17 protein-coding genes are annotated in these 14,157 nt (G+C 65.7%); all 17 read left to right on the top strand.

Annotated elements, in window-relative coordinates; translation table 11 throughout:
• Positions 1-42: 42 nt before the first annotated feature.
• The 17 genes from AC3FJ6_RS23920 (at position 43) to hisA (ending at position 14,139) form a co-directional block, all read left to right on the top strand.
• Positions 43-894 carry an ABC transporter ATP-binding protein gene (locus tag AC3FJ6_RS23920; RefSeq protein WP_400391767.1) on the top strand — a complete coding sequence of 284 codons (852 nt, stop codon included), beginning with the start codon at positions 43-45 and terminating at the stop codon, positions 892-894.
• Positions 891-1,667 (top strand): lipid asymmetry maintenance ABC transporter permease subunit MlaE, encoded by a 777-nt coding sequence (mlaE, locus tag AC3FJ6_RS23925; protein ID WP_101680505.1) that lies wholly within the window; start codon positions 891-893, stop codon positions 1,665-1,667. Before AC3FJ6_RS23920 ends, mlaE begins: the two co-directional genes overlap by 4 nt.
• Positions 1,668-1,690: 23 nt before the next feature.
• Positions 1,691-2,263 carry an outer membrane lipid asymmetry maintenance protein MlaD gene (gene mlaD / locus AC3FJ6_RS23930; RefSeq protein ID WP_488774009.1) on the top strand — a complete coding sequence of 191 codons (573 nt, stop codon included), beginning with the start codon at positions 1,691-1,693 and terminating at the stop codon, positions 2,261-2,263.
• Complete coding sequence (locus AC3FJ6_RS23935) at positions 2,260-3,054, top strand: MlaA family lipoprotein (RefSeq protein ID WP_488774010.1); 795 nt, start codon at positions 2,260-2,262, stop codon at positions 3,052-3,054. Before mlaD ends, AC3FJ6_RS23935 begins: the two co-directional genes overlap by 4 nt.
• Before the next feature lie 250 nt (positions 3,055-3,304).
• The gene (locus AC3FJ6_RS23940) at positions 3,305-3,934 is read left to right on the top strand and encodes an MlaC/ttg2D family ABC transporter substrate-binding protein (protein WP_400391777.1); all 630 of its coding nucleotides are present in this window, start codon (positions 3,305-3,307) and stop codon (positions 3,932-3,934) included.
• A 137-nt stretch (positions 3,935-4,071) separates the two neighbouring features.
• On the top strand, positions 4,072-4,374 hold the full coding sequence (locus tag AC3FJ6_RS23945; protein WP_153949113.1) for an STAS domain-containing protein: 303 nt from the start codon (positions 4,072-4,074) through the stop codon (positions 4,372-4,374).
• A 250-nt stretch (positions 4,375-4,624) separates the two neighbouring features.
• Positions 4,625-5,575: an ABC transporter ATP-binding protein gene (locus tag AC3FJ6_RS23950; RefSeq protein ID WP_488774011.1), complete on the top strand. Its 951-nt coding sequence runs from the start codon at positions 4,625-4,627 to the stop codon at positions 5,573-5,575.
• Positions 5,572-6,399 (top strand): ABC transporter permease, encoded by an 828-nt coding sequence (locus AC3FJ6_RS23955; RefSeq protein WP_488774012.1) that lies wholly within the window; start codon positions 5,572-5,574, stop codon positions 6,397-6,399. Before AC3FJ6_RS23950 ends, AC3FJ6_RS23955 begins: the two co-directional genes overlap by 4 nt.
• 34 nt (positions 6,400-6,433) lie before the next feature.
• Complete coding sequence (locus AC3FJ6_RS23960; RefSeq protein ID WP_092602220.1) at positions 6,434-6,682, top strand: BolA family protein; 249 nt, start codon at positions 6,434-6,436, stop codon at positions 6,680-6,682.
• A gap of 65 nt (positions 6,683-6,747) precedes the next feature.
• Entirely contained in the window at positions 6,748-7,998 is a 1,251-nt protein-coding gene (gene murA / locus AC3FJ6_RS23965; RefSeq protein ID WP_488774013.1) for a UDP-N-acetylglucosamine 1-carboxyvinyltransferase, read from the top strand.
• A gap of 47 nt (positions 7,999-8,045) precedes the next feature.
• On the top strand, positions 8,046-8,720 hold the full coding sequence (gene hisG / locus AC3FJ6_RS23970; protein WP_153949116.1) for an ATP phosphoribosyltransferase: 675 nt from the start codon (positions 8,046-8,048) through the stop codon (positions 8,718-8,720).
• A gap of 60 nt (positions 8,721-8,780) precedes the next feature.
• The gene (gene hisD / locus AC3FJ6_RS23975; RefSeq protein WP_400391793.1) at positions 8,781-10,115 is read left to right on the top strand and encodes a histidinol dehydrogenase; all 1,335 of its coding nucleotides are present in this window, start codon (positions 8,781-8,783) and stop codon (positions 10,113-10,115) included.
• 34 nt (positions 10,116-10,149) lie between these two features.
• The gene (gene hisC, locus AC3FJ6_RS23980; RefSeq protein ID WP_488774014.1) at positions 10,150-11,250 is read left to right on the top strand and encodes a histidinol-phosphate transaminase; all 1,101 of its coding nucleotides are present in this window, start codon (positions 10,150-10,152) and stop codon (positions 11,248-11,250) included.
• A gap of 7 nt (positions 11,251-11,257) precedes the next feature.
• Positions 11,258-11,845 carry an imidazoleglycerol-phosphate dehydratase HisB gene (gene hisB / locus AC3FJ6_RS23985; RefSeq protein ID WP_066731163.1) on the top strand — a complete coding sequence of 196 codons (588 nt, stop codon included), beginning with the start codon at positions 11,258-11,260 and terminating at the stop codon, positions 11,843-11,845.
• Positions 11,846-11,947: 102 nt separating this feature from the next.
• Positions 11,948-12,571 carry a YchE family NAAT transporter gene (locus tag AC3FJ6_RS23990; RefSeq protein WP_488774015.1) on the top strand — a complete coding sequence of 208 codons (624 nt, stop codon included), beginning with the start codon at positions 11,948-11,950 and terminating at the stop codon, positions 12,569-12,571.
• Positions 12,568-13,221 carry an imidazole glycerol phosphate synthase subunit HisH gene (gene hisH, locus AC3FJ6_RS23995; RefSeq protein WP_488774016.1) on the top strand — a complete coding sequence of 218 codons (654 nt, stop codon included), beginning with the start codon at positions 12,568-12,570 and terminating at the stop codon, positions 13,219-13,221. Before AC3FJ6_RS23990 ends, hisH begins: the two co-directional genes overlap by 4 nt.
• Positions 13,222-13,395: 174 nt before the next feature.
• On the top strand, positions 13,396-14,139 hold the full coding sequence (hisA, locus tag AC3FJ6_RS24000; protein WP_153949121.1) for a 1-(5-phosphoribosyl)-5-[(5-phosphoribosylamino)methylideneamino]imidazole-4-carboxamide isomerase: 744 nt from the start codon (positions 13,396-13,398) through the stop codon (positions 14,137-14,139).
• The last annotated feature ends 18 nt before the right edge of the window (positions 14,140-14,157 follow it).

A 14,157-nucleotide genomic window follows, 5' to 3' on the forward strand; every position in this document is an offset into this window, starting at 1 on the left:
AGTAGCCCTTATAATGGCGGCCTGTCCAAATCCGGTGACATTGTGACCGCTACCGTGCCGAACCCGTCTGGCCAGGCTTTTACAGGCCCCAACGTCGTCGAACTCGCGGATGTCGATTTTGCATACGCGGCTGGCGACAAGCCCATCCTATCCGGCCTTTCCATGCGCTTTCCGCGCGGGAAAGTGGTGGCCGTCATGGGCGGATCGGGCTGTGGCAAGACCACGGTGATGCGGCTGGTGGGCGGCATGGTGCGCCCGCAGCGCGGCCGTGTGACGTTCAATGGCGCCGACATCGACGTCATGGACCAGACCGCGCTGTACGCGGTGCGCCGCCAGATGGGCATGCTGTTCCAGTTTGGCGCGCTGTTCACTGACTTGTCGGTATTCGACAACGTCGCATTTCCGCTACGCGAGCACACCGACCTGCCCGAATCGATGATCCGGGATCTGGTGCTGATGAAGCTCAACGCGGTGGGGCTGCGCGGGGCGCGCGACCTGATGCCGGCGCAGATCTCGGGCGGCATGGCGCGGCGCGTGGCGCTGGCGCGGGCTATTGCGCTGGACCCGGCCCTGCTGATGTACGACGAACCGTTCGCCGGCCTGGACCCGATCTCGCTCGGCCTGACGGCGAACCTGATCCGAGACCTCAACGACGCGCTGGGCGCCAGCACCATCATCGTCTCGCACGACGTGCAGGAAACCTTCCAGATCGCCGATTACGTGTATTTCATTGCGAACGGCAGGATTGCTGCCGAAGGTGCGCCCGACGACCTGCGGGCGTCCAGCGACCCGTTCGTGCGCCAGTTCGTGCACGCCGAGGCCGACGGCCCGGTACCTTTCCATTACGCCGGCCCCACGCTGGCCGAAGATTTCCTGGCCGGAGGCGCGCGTTGACCGGCTTCTTCACTACCATCGGCGCCGCGGTGCGCCAGTTCGTGGGCGGCCTGGGCCGTGCCACGCGCATGTTCCTGGCCGTGCTGGCGCTGTCGCCGGCACTGCTGCGCCGATTCCGGCTGATTTCCGACCAGGTGTTCTTCGTCGGCAACCTGTCGCTGGTGATCATCGCCGTGTCGGGCCTGTTCGTCGGCTTCGTGCTGGGCCTGCAGGGGTACTACACGCTGAACCGCTATGGGTCCGAGCAGGCGCTGGGCCTGCTGGTGGCGCTGTCGCTGGTGCGCGAACTGGGGCCGGTGGTGTCGGCGCTGCTGTTCGCGGGCCGCGCCGGCACGTCGCTGACCGCTGAAATCGGCCTGATGAAGGCTGGCGAGCAGCTGACCGCGATGGAAATGATGGCCGTCAACCCGTTGCAGCGCGTGATCGCGCCGCGTTTCTGGGCCGGTGTCATCGCCATGCCGATCCTGGCCGCGATCTTCAGCGCGGTGGGCATCCTGGGCGGCTACCTGGTTGGCGTGCAGCTGATCGGCGTGGATGCCGGCGCGTTCTGGTCGCAGATGCAGGGCGGCGTGGATGTGCGTGCCGACGTGCTGAACGGCGTGATCAAGAGCTTTATTTTTGGCATTGCGGTGACGTTCATCGCGCTGTACCAGGGGTTCGAGGCGAACCCGACGCCCGAAGGCGTTTCACGCGCCACCACGCGGACCGTGGTGATGGCGTCGCTGGCCGTGCTCGGCCTGGATTTCCTGCTGACCGCGCTGATGTTCAGCTGACAAGCATTCGACAAGAGACTCGCATGAAGAAAAATTCGCTCGACTACTGGGTGGGGTTGTTCGTGGTGGTGGGCTTCGCCGCCCTGCTGTTCCTGGCGCTGAAGGCCGGCAACATGAGCAGCCTGTCGTTTCAGGACACCTACGCGGTGACCGCGCAGTTCGACAATATCGGCGGGCTGAAGCCGCGTGCGCCGGTAAAGAGTGCCGGCGTGGTGGTGGGCCGCGTGGCGTCGATCAACTTCGACGACAAGCAATACCAGGCCACGGTGACGATGAATCTGGATAAACGCTACGCGTTCCCGCGCGACACGTCGGCCAAGATCCTGACGTCGGGGCTGCTTGGCGAGCAGTACATCGGGCTGGAAGCCGGCGGCGACGACAAGATGCTGGCCCAGGGCAGCAAGATCACGATGACGCAGTCGGCCGTGGTGCTGGAAAACCTGATCGGCCAGTTCCTGTACAACAAGGCGGCCGATGCCGGCGCCGGCGGCAACGGCAACGCGTCGGCCCCGGCCCCGTCTCCTTCTTCGGCGAATGCGTCCGGCGCGGGTGCGGCGGCCTTGCCGGCCGCGCCGGGAATGGGCGGCAGCAAATGAGCGCTTTTCATCGCCTGAGCGCGGCTTCGCTGGTCGCGCTGGCCCTGGCCGGCTGCGCCACCGGACCCAACGCCAACCCGGCAGACCCGCTGGAGCCGTTCAACCGTGGCGTTTCCACGTTCAACGACAATCTGGACAAATACGCGCTGAAGCCGGTGGCCGAGGGCTACCAGGACTACATCCCGTCGCCGGTGCGCACGGCGGTGGGCAACTTCTTCTCAAATGTCAGCGATGTCTACTCGGCGGCCAACAACCTGCTGCAAGGCAAGCCGTCGCGGGCAGCGGAAGACACGATGCGCGTGGCCATCAACAGCGTGCTCGGCCTGGGCGGCCTGATCGATATCGCCACGCCGGCCGGCCTGCCGAAGTACAAGGAAGACTTCGGCCAGACCATGGGCGTGTGGGGCGTGCCGCCGGGCCCGTACCTGGTGCTGCCGCTGTTCGGACCGAGCAGCGTGCGCGACGGCACCGGCATGGTGGTGGATCGCTTCATGGACCCGACCACTTATATTTCACCGTGGTACGCGAGCCTGTCGGTGTCCACCGTGCGCGTGGTCGACGGCCGGGCCCAGCTGCTGGGTGCCACGAGCCTGATCGAGGCGGCCGCGCTGGACAAGTACGCGTTCCTGCGCGATTCGTACCTGCAGCGCCGGGAATACCTGATCCACGACGGCAATCCGCCGTCGCAGGATGACGAGGACGCGCCGCAGCAACCCCAGCCGAAGGCGCCCCAGGAGCAGGACGGCGGCAGCAAGCCCGCGCCGGCCGGAGCCGATACCAAAGAGGGCTGAGGCGCCGTGGGCAGCACGAAGGTCTGCCCGCCAGCCTTGTCCCGACAGTGCCTGGGCCGCCTGTGAGCGCGCTGTGAGGCCTGAAACAAAGTGTATGAAAGTGGCGTTCCATGCATGTGCAGGTACCATGCCCGGCTGACGCCTGTGTTTCAATGATTTCCGATGGCGGTGCGTTGTTGCCCTGTCGGATGGGCGCGAACCTGCCGATACCCTGCAGGTGACGTCCCCGGAAAGAAAGGAAAAAATTCACATGATCAAGCGACTGCTGCTTCCCTTCCTCACTGTTGTTGCCTTTGCCGGCGCTGGCGCCGCGCACGCGCAGCAGGCCGACGCCTCGACGCCGGACGGCCTGGTCAAGGCCGTGGTGAACGACGTGATGTCCACCGTGCAGTCCGACAAGGACATGCAGGCCGGCAATATCGGCAAGATTACCCAGCTCGTCGAGCAGAAGATCCTGCCGCACGCCAACTTCACGCGCACCACGCAGATCGCCATGGGCCGCAACTGGTCGAAGGCCACGCCGGAACAGCAGAAGGTGATTACCGACGAGTTCAAGACGCTGCTGATCCGCACGTACGCCGGCGCCATCGCCCAGATCCGCGACCAGAAGGTGCAGTTCCGTCCCTATCGCGGCACGGCTGACGACACCGACGCCACGATCCGCACCCAGGTCATCAACAAGGGCGAGCCGATCCAGATGGATTACCGCCTGGAAAAGACGGCCGAGGGCTGGAAGGTCTATGACATCAACGTGCTGGGCGCCTGGCTGACCGAGGCGTACAAGGGCAGCTTCAACACCATCGCCAACCAGCAGGGCGTGGACGGCGTCATCAAGACGCTGCAGGACCGCAACCGCCAGCTGGCCAACGCCAAGGGCTGAGCGGCCGATCCGCGCGATTCTGGTTGCGCCGCAGCACGGCGCGGCCAAACTGGTCTACAATGGCCAGACGCTCCCGCCTCCGGGCGGGAGTTTTCATTTCGACAAGCCCGTTTCACGTTTCCAGCTCCCATCCATCCATGCCTGCCCTTGGCGCCTCGCTGACCAACCGCAACGCCGCCGTCGTGCTGCGTGACGGCCTGTCGCGCGTGCAGCAGGGCGACGTGACGGTGGATTGCAGCGCGCTGACGCAGGTGGATTCCTCCGCCGTCGCCGTGCTGCTGGCCTGGCAACGGGCTGCCGCCGAGCGCGGCCAGTCGTTGACTGTCGCCGGTGCGTCGCCGCAGCTGCGGTCGCTGGCCACCCTCTATGGGGTCGAAGGCCTGCTGGGCCTGGCTACCGCCACCGCTACCCACCCGGAACACCACCACCACCGACATTGAACCGGCATCCGTCGCCGCGCGTGCCATTGCGTGCGGCCATGCGATGCCACGGCGTCGGGCCGATGGCCTGGCGCCGCGCCGGGCAGAGCGGGGGAACCCCCTCATCCCCTATAATTCCGGGTTGTTCGTCCCCAAGTCGCCCCCAAGTGTCCTGACACGATCCACAGGTGCTGCGCGGCTAACCTCAGGGGCGCCCCCCCAATCCAGGTAAGGCTGACCGCCAAGCGGCCCCATCCCAAGACATTCGGCCATGAAAGCCATCGAAATTACCGATGTCCGCAAGCGTTACCGCAACCTGCAGGCGCTCAAGGGTGTCAGTTTCAGCGTCGAGCGCGGGGAATTCTTCGGCCTGCTCGGCCCCAACGGCGCGGGCAAGACCACGCTGATATCCATTCTGGCCGGGCTGAACCGCGCCGATTCGGGTACGGTCAGCGTGCTGGGCCACGATGTGGTGGACGACTACCGCATGGCGCGCCGCATGCTGGGCGTGGTGCCCCAGGAGCTGGTTTTCGATCCGTTCTTCACGGTGCGCGAGACCCTGCGGCTGCAGTCGGGCTATTTCGGCCTGTCGCGCAATGACGACTGGATCGACGAGATCATGGCCAACCTCGATCTCACCAACAAGGCCGACAGCAACATGCGCCAGCTTTCGGGCGGCATGAAGCGCCGCGTGCTGGTGGCCCAGGCGCTGGTGCACCGTCCGCCCGTGATCGTGCTGGACGAACCCACCGCCGGCGTAGACGTGGAGCTGCGCCAGACCCTGTGGAAATTCATTTCGCGGCTGAACCGCGAAGGCCACACGATCATCCTGACCACCCACTACCTGGAAGAAGCCGAGGCACTGTGCGACCGCATCGCCATGCTCAAGTTCGGCGAGGTGGTGGCGCTGGACCGCACCAGCAGCCTGCTGAACCAGTTCGCGGGCCTGCAACTGGTTCTGACGCTGTCGAAGGGGTCGCTGCCGGCCGAACTGGACGCACTGCGCACGCCGGGCAACCCGGGCGAGCGCGCGCATCGCCTGCGGCTGTCGGGCTACGAGGCCGTGGAACCCATCCTGGCCGCGCTGCGCGCCGCCGGCTGTGAAATCGAAGACATGGAAATCAGCAAGGCCGACCTGGAGGATGTGTTCGTGCAGATCATGCGCCGCGAGGGCGAGATGCCCGGCAGCACGCCGAACGCCGCCATGGAGGCCGCGGCATGAAGAATCCCGCCGAGATCAATGTGGCCCAGCGCGAGGAACGGCGTCTGGCATCGATGAAAGTCGGCGGCCTGGTCGGCTTCCGCACGCTGCTCTACAAGGAAGTGCTGCGCTTCTGGAAGGTATCGTTCCAGACCGTGGCCGCGCCGGTGCTGACCGCCGTGCTGTACCTGCTGATCTTTGGCCATGTGCTCGAAGACCGCGTGCGCGTCTACGACCAGATCAGCTATACCGCCTTCCTGGTGCCGGGCCTGGTGATGATGAGCGTGCTGCAGAATGCGTTCGCCAACAGTTCGTCGTCGCTGATCCAGTCCAAGATTACCGGCAACCTGGTGTTCATCCTGCTGCCGCCGCTGTCGCATTGGGAAATGTTCGGCGCCTATGTGGCGGCGTCGATCATCCGCGGGCTCTGCGTGGGCCTGGGCGTGCTGCTGGTGACCGCCTGGTTTGCACACCTGCATTTTGCGCATCCGCTCTGGATCCTGGTGTTCGGGCTGGCCGGCGCGGGCATCCTGGGCACGCTGGGCCTGATCGCCGGCATCTGGGCCGAGAAGTTCGACCAGCTGGCCGCTTTCCAGAACTTTCTGATCATGCCGGCCACGTTCCTGTCCGGCGTGTTCTATTCGATTCATTCCTTGCCGCCGTTCTGGCAGGCCGTGTCGCACGCCAACCCGTTCTTCTACATGATCGACGGCTTCCGCTTCGGCTTCTTCGGCGTGTCCGACGTGCCGCCGCTGCACAGCCTGGCCGTGGTGGTCGTGGCGTTCGTGGTGCTGGCCGCGCTGGCGCTGCGCCTGCTGCGCAAGGGTTACAAGCTGCGGCACTGATTTGCCGCAAATCACCGAATTCACAGAGACAGACATGCTGCCTACTCCGGAACAAGTCAGGGATTACATTGCCCAAGGATTGCCCTGCGAACATCTGCACGTGGAGGGCGACGGCCAGCACTTCTTCGCCACGATCGTGAGCGGGGAATTCGAGGGCAAGCGCCTGATCCAGCGGCACCAGCGCGTCTACGCGGCGCTGGGCGACCGCATGCGCGCCGAGATCCATGCGCTGTCGATGAAGACGCTGACGCCGGCCGAATGGCAGGCCGACGGCGCCAAGTAAGGCGTCGATCCCTCACAAGACAACATACCGGCGGGTCCGACGCCGCCGGCTGACAAGACAGAAACATGGACAAATTCCAGATCCAGGGCAACGGGCCGCTCAAGGGCGAAGTCCGCGTCTCGGGCGCCAAGAACGCCGCCCTGCCCATCCTGTGTGCCGGCCTGCTGACCGCCGATACCGTATCGCTTTCCAACGTGCCCGACCTGCAGGACACGCGCACCATGCTCAAGCTGCTGCGCCAGATGGGCATGCAGGCCGACATGGTCAATGGCGTGGCCACGCTGAACGGCGCCGACATCAATTCGCCTGAAGCTTCCTACGACCTCGTGAAGACCATGCGCGCGTCGATCCTGGTGCTGGGCCCGCTGGTGGCCCGCTTCGGCGAGGCCCGCGTGTCGTTGCCGGGCGGCTGCGGCATTGGCGCACGCCCCGTGGACCAGCACATCAAGGGCCTGCAGGCCATGGGTGCGGAAATCACCATCGAGCACGGCTTCATCCACGCCCGCGCCAGCCGCCTGAAGGGCGCCCGCGTGGTGACGGACATGATCACCGTGACCGGCACCGAGAACCTGCTGATGGCCGCCACGCTGGCCGAAGGCGAGACCGTGCTGGAAAACGCCGCCCGCGAGCCCGAGGTGACCGATCTGGCCGAACTGCTGGTCAAGATGGGCGCGAAAATCGAGGGCATCGGCACCGACCGCCTGATCGTGCAGGGCGTGGACAAGCTCCACGGCGCGCAGCACAGCGTGGTGGCCGACCGTATCGAGGCCGGCACGTTCCTGTGCGCGGCCGCCGCGTCGCTGGGCGACATCGTCGTGCGCGACGTCCCGCCGCTGATCCTGGACGCCGTGCTGATCAAGCTGCGCGAGACCGGTGCCACGGTCGAGACCGGCGACGACTGGATCCGCCTGGCCATGCCGCAACGGCCGCAGGCCGTGAGCTTCCGGACGTCGGAATACCCGGCCTTCCCGACCGACATGCAGGCCCAGTTCATGGCCCTGAACGCGGTGGCCGAAGGCACGGCGCGCATCACCGAGACGATCTTCGAAAACCGCTTCATGCACGTGCAGGAGCTGAACCGTCTGGGCGCGAACATCACGGCCGAGGGCAACACCGCGGTGGTGACCGGCGTGCCGCGCCTGTCGGGCGCCAACGTGATGGCCACCGACCTGCGTGCATCGGCCAGTCTCGTCATTGCCGGCCTGGTGGCCGATGGCGAAACGACGATCGACCGCATCTACCACCTGGATCGCGGCTACGACCGCATGGAAGACAAGCTGTCGGCCGTCGGCGCGAAGATCCGCCGGATCGCCTGAACCAGAAGCCGCCGCCCCAAGCCGCCCCGAACCTTGAAGAACTGACGATGAGTCCCGCTTTCAACGCCTCGCCCAACCAGCTGACGCTGGCACTGTCCAAGGGCCGCATCTTTACCGAAACGCTGCCGCTGCTGGCCGCGGCCGGCATTCAGGTGACCGAGGACCCCGAGACCTCGCGCAAGCTGATCCTGCCCACGTCGGACCCGGCCGTGCGCGTGATCATCGTGCGCGCGTCGGACGTGCCGACCTACGTGCAGTATGGCGCGGCCGACTTCGGCGTGGCCGGCAAGGACGTGCTGATGGAGCACGGCATGACCGGCCTGTACGCGCCGATCGACCTGAACATCGCGCGCTGCCGCATGTCGGTGGCGGTGCCTGCCGGGTTCGACTACGCCAACGCGGTGCGGCAGGGCGCGCGCCTGGCCGTGGCCACCAAGTACGTGCAGACCGCCCGCGAGCACTTCGCCAAGAAGGGCGTGCACGTGGACCTGATAAAGCTGTACGGCTCGATGGAGCTGGGCCCGCTGGTGGGGCTGTCCGATGCCATCGTCGACCTGGTCAGCACCGGCGGCACGCTGCGCGCGAACAACCTGGTCGAAGTGGAGGAGATCGTGCAGATCTCGTCTCGCCTGGTGGTCAACCAGGCGGCGCTGAAGCTCAAACGGGAACGGTTGGCGCCGATCCTGGAAGCATTCGAACGGGCCTCGGCGGCGCTCGCCTGAGGTACGCACAAGTTGAACCCGACCGGGAATCCGTCAGGGATTCCCCGAGGACAAGCAGTCATGAACGACACCGATATGGAAAACCTGTCGATCCGCCGGCTCGACTCGACCGAGCCCGGCTTTGCCGATGCCCTGCGCCAGGTGCTGGCGTTCGAGGCGTCGGAAGACGAGGCCATCGATCGCGCCGCTGCCGATATCCTGGCTGACGTGCGCCGCCGCGGCGACGAGGCCGTGCTCGAATACACGCGCCGTTTCGACCGCCTGGAAGCCCCCTCGATGGGCGCGCTGGAGCTGTCGCAATCCCAACTGGAAGCGGCGCTGGAAGACCTGGAGCCGAAGCGCCGCGCCGCGCTGGAGGCCGCCGCCGCCCGCGTGCGCGCCTACCACGAGAAGCAGAAGATCGAATGCGGCAGCCATAGCTGGGAATACACCGAGGCCGACGGCACCATGCTGGGCCAGAAGGTGACCCCGCTGGACCGCGTGGGCCTGTACGTGCCCGGCGGCAAGGCCGCTTACCCGTCGTCGGTGCTGATGAATGCGATCCCCGCGCGCGTGGCTGGCGTCAAGGAAGTGATCATGGTCGTGCCCACGCCCGGTGGCGTGCGCAACGAACTGGTGCTGGCCGCCGCGCAGATCGCCGGCGTGGACCGGGTGTTCACGATCGGCGGCGCGCAGGCCGTGGGCGCGCTGGCGTTCGGTACCGCCACGCTGCCGCAGGTGGACAAGATCGTCGGCCCGGGCAATGCCTATGTGGCCGCCGCCAAGCGCCGCGTGTTCGGCACGGTCGGCATCGACATGATCGCCGGCCCGTCGGAAATCCTGGTGATCTGCGACGGCACGACCGATCCGGACTGGGTGGCCATGGACCTGTTCTCGCAGGCCGAGCACGACGAACTGGCGCAGTCGATCCTGCTGTGTCCGGACGAGGCCTACCTGAACCGCGTGGAAGAGAGCATCCAGCGCCAGTTGCCGACGATGCCGCGCCGCGAAGTCATCGCCGCCTCGCTGGCCGGGCGCGGTGCCCTGGTCAAGGTGCGCGACATGGAAGAAGCCTGCGAGATCGCCAACGCCATCGCGCCCGAGCACCTGGAGATTTCGGCCGAACACCCGCGCCAGTGGAGCGAGAAGATCCGCCATGCGGGCGCCATCTTCCTGGGCCGCTATACCAGCGAGTCGCTGGGCGACTACTGCGCGGGCCCGAACCACGTGCTGCCCACCTCGCGCACCGCGCGCTTCTCGTCGCCGCTGGGCGTGTACGACTTCCAGAAGCGTTCGAGCCTGATCGAGGTCAGCGAGGGCGGGGCGCAGATGCTGGGCCAGATCGCCGCCGAACTGGCCTATGGCGAGGGGCTGCAGGCCCACGCGCGCAGCGCCGAGTACCGATTCAAGCGTTAAGACATGCCGCAAGGCACGAAACCATAGGACCATCATGCCAGCCGTAGACCCATCCCTGATCGAACGCATCATCCGTGACGACGTGCGCGCCATGGGCGCCTATCATGTCGCCGACTCGCACGGACTGGTGAAGCTCGACGCGATGGAGAACCCGTACCGGCTGCCGCCCGACCTGCGCGGCCAACTGGCCGCGCGGCTGGGCGAGGTGGCCCTGAACCGCTACCCGGTGCCCAGCAGCGAGGCGCTGCGCGCGCAGCTCAAGTCGGTCATGAAGGTGCCAGCCGGCATGGACGTGATGCTGGGCAACGGTTCGGACGAACTGATCAGCATCATTTCGCTGGCCGCATCGAAGCCGGGTGCCAAGGTGCTGGCGCCGGTGCCTGGCTTCGTCATGTATGCGATGTCGGCTCAGTTTGCGGGCCTCGGGTTTGTCGGCGTGCCGTTGCGTGCGGATTTCACGCTGGACCGCGCCGCCATGCTGGCCGCGATGGCCGAGCACAAGCCCGCCATCATCTATCTGGCCTACCCGAACAACCCCACCGGCAACCTGTTCGACGCCGCCGACATGGAAGCGATCGTGCGCGCCGCGCAGGGCGAGGTATGCCAGAGCCTGGTGGTGGTGGACGAGGCCTACCAGCCGTTCGCCCAGGAAAGCTGGATGCCGCGCCTGACCGGGTTCGGCAACCTGCTGGTGATGCGCACGGTGTCGAAGCTGGGGCTCGCCGGTATCCGCCTGGGCTACATGGCGGGGTCGCCGGAATGGCTGTCGCAACTGGACAAGGTGCGCCCGCCGTACAACGTCAACGTGCTGACCGAAGCCACCGCGCTGTTCGCGCTGGAACATGTGGATGTGCTGGACGACCAGGCCGCCCAGCTGCGTGCCGAGCGCGCGAAGCTGGCCGACGCCATGGCGGCCATGCCGGGCGTGACGGTCTACCCGAGCGCCGCCAACTTCCTGCTGGTGCGCGTGCCGGATGCGGCACAGACGTTCGAGCGCGTGCTGGCGCGGAAGGTATTGATCAAGAACGTGAGTAAAATGCACGCATTGCTGGCCAACTGTCTGCGCGTGACGGTCAGCACCCCCGAAGAAAACGCGCAGTTTCTTGAGGCATTCCGTGCCTCATTGCAGGATTAACCCCACCATGCGTGTTGCAGAGGTCACCCGCAATACCTCGGAAACGCAAATCCGCGTTTCGCTGAACCTTGATGGCACCGGCCGCCAGAAGCTGGCTTCCGGCGTGCCATTCCTCGACCACATGCTGGACCAGATTGCCCGGCATGGCATGTTCGACCTGGAGGTGGAGGCCACGGGCGACACCCATATCGACGACCACCACACGGTGGAAGACGTCGGCATTACGCTGGGCCAGGCCGTGGCGCGCGCCATCGGCGACAAGAAGGGCATCACCCGCTACGGCCACAGCTATGTGCCGCTGGACGAGTGCCTGTCGCGCGTGGTGATCGACTTCTCGGGCCGCCCGGGGCTGGAATTCCACGTGCCGTTCACGCGCGCCCGGGTGGGCAGCTTCGACGTCGACCTGACGATCGAGTTCTTCCGCGGCTTCGTCAACCACGCCGGGGTGACGCTCCATATCGACAACCTGCGCGGCATCAACGCCCACCACCAGTGCGAAACGGTGTTCAAGGCCTTTGGCCGTGCGTTGCGCATGGCGGTGGAGCTGGATCCGCGTGCGGCCAACCAGATTCCATCGACCAAGGGTACGCTCTGACCCATACTGGTGTCTGACCTGAAACACTGACCTGCGCCCCCATATAGCAGGCGTGCCGGCTGGTTGCGGCGACGCTGACAACCCCGGACACACCCGCATCCGATGGATACGCTCAAGTCTTTCATCTCGCTGCTGGCGCTGATCAATCCGATCGGGGCGATCCCGTTCTTCATCAGCCTGACCAGCCAGCAGACCGAGGCGGAGAAGCTGAAGACGATCAAGACGGCGTCGATTGCCGTGGCGATCGTGGTGGGCTTGTCGGCGTTGCTGGGCCAGCAGATCATCGAGTTCTTCAATATCTCGGTGGCGTCGCTGCAGGTGGGCGGCGGGCTGATCATGATCATGATGGCCATGAACATGCTCAACGCCCAGACGGGCCGGACCAAGGCCACGCCCGAGGAAGAGGACGAGGCCGAGGCCAAGACCAGTATCGCGGTGGTGCCGCTGGCGCTGCCGTTGCTGACCGGGCCGGGATCGATCAGCACCGTGATCGTGTATGCGGGCAAGACGAATCACTGGTACGAGCTGCTGATCCTGGTCGGGATCGGCGTGCTGCTGGGGCTGGTGGTGTATGGCACGTTCCGTGCGGCGGACCCCATCGCACGGGTGGTTGGCAGGACCGGGATCAATATCGGCACGCGCCTGATGGGGTTGATCCTGTCGGCGCTGGCCGTTGAATTCATTGTGGACGGGCTGAAGACATTGTTGCCTGTTTTGAAATCATGACTACCATAGCAATTGTGGATTACGGCATGGGCAACCTGCGCTCGGTGGCGCAGGCTCTGCGTGCCGCGGCACCGGAAGCGGACGTGCAGGTTGTGGACCGCCCCGAGGCGATCCGCGCGGCGGACCGCGTGGTGCTGCCGGGGCAGGGTGCGATGCCCGACTGCATGGGCGCCCTGGGAGATTCGGGGCTGCAGCAGGCCGTGCTGGAGGCCGCGGCGTCGAAGCCGATGCTGGGTGTGTGCGTTGGCGAACAGATGCTGTTCGAACGCAGCAGTGAAGTCAGGTCGGGCGCGGCCAGCACGCCAGCCCTGGGCCTGATGCCGGGCGAGGTGATCCGCTTTGAACTGGAAGGGATGATGCAGCCGGATGGCTCGCGCTTCAAGGTGCCGCAGATGGGCTGGAACCGCGTGCGGCAGGCAATGGCGCACCCGATGTGGCAGGGCATCCCGGACAACAGCTGGTTTTACTTCGTGCACAGCTATTATGTGCAGGCGCAGGAGCCCGCGCATATTGCCGGCGAGACGGACTATGGCGTCGTGTTTACCAGCGCGGTGGCACGCGATAATATTTTCGCCACGCAGTTCCACCCGGAGAAGAGCGCCGCGATGGGTTTGCAGCTATACCGGAATTTCGTGCACTGGAATCCGTAAAGCGTCAGAAGCACCTGTTACCAGAAGCGCCACAAGATCAACAGCGATACCTGCCGTTCAGAGCCACCGACCCAGACTGCATCCACTGCAAAACTGACATGACCTGAGCGCCCGCGCAGCCCGCGCTGGCATCGCTGCCCTTTTCCTTTACACAACCACCACGCTCGTTACGCTATGTTGCTCATTCCGGCCATCGACCTGAAGGACGGTCAGTGTGTACGCCTCAAACAAGGCGATATGGACCAGGCTACCGTCTTTTCCGAAGATCCCGCCGCCATGGCACGTCACTGGGTGAACCAGGGTGCGCGTCGCCTGCATCTGGTCGACCTGAACGGCGCCTTTGTTGGCAAGCCCCGCAACGAGGCAGCCATCAAGGCCATCATCGCGGAAGTCGGCGACGAGATTCCGGTCCAGCTCGGCGGGGGTATCCGCGATCTGAACACGATCGAACGCTGGCTCGACGACGGCCTGTCGTACGTGATCATCGGCACCGCGGCCGTGAAGAACCCCGGATTCCTGAAGGACGCCTGCTCGGCGTTCGGCGGCCACATCATCGTCGGGCTCGATGCCAAGGACGGCAAGGTGGCCACCGATGGCTGGAGCAAGCTGACGGGCCATGAAGTGGCGGATCTGGCACGCAAGTACGAAGACTACGGCGTGGAAGCCATCATCTACACCGACATCGGCCGCGACGGCATGCTGCAGGGCATCAACATCGACGCCACGGTCAAGCTGGCCCAGTCGATGTCGATCCCGGTGATCGCCAGCGGCGGCCTGTCGAACATGGCCGACATCGACCAGCTCTGCGCCGTGGAAGGCGAGGGCGTGGAAGGTGTGATCTGCGGCCGCGCGATCTATTCGGGCGACCTGGTCTTTGCCGACGCCCAGGCGCACGCGGACAAGCTGACGGCCGAGTAACCGGCGGCCGCGTCACGC

The organism is Cupriavidus sp. 94F1 (assembly GCF_057798875.1).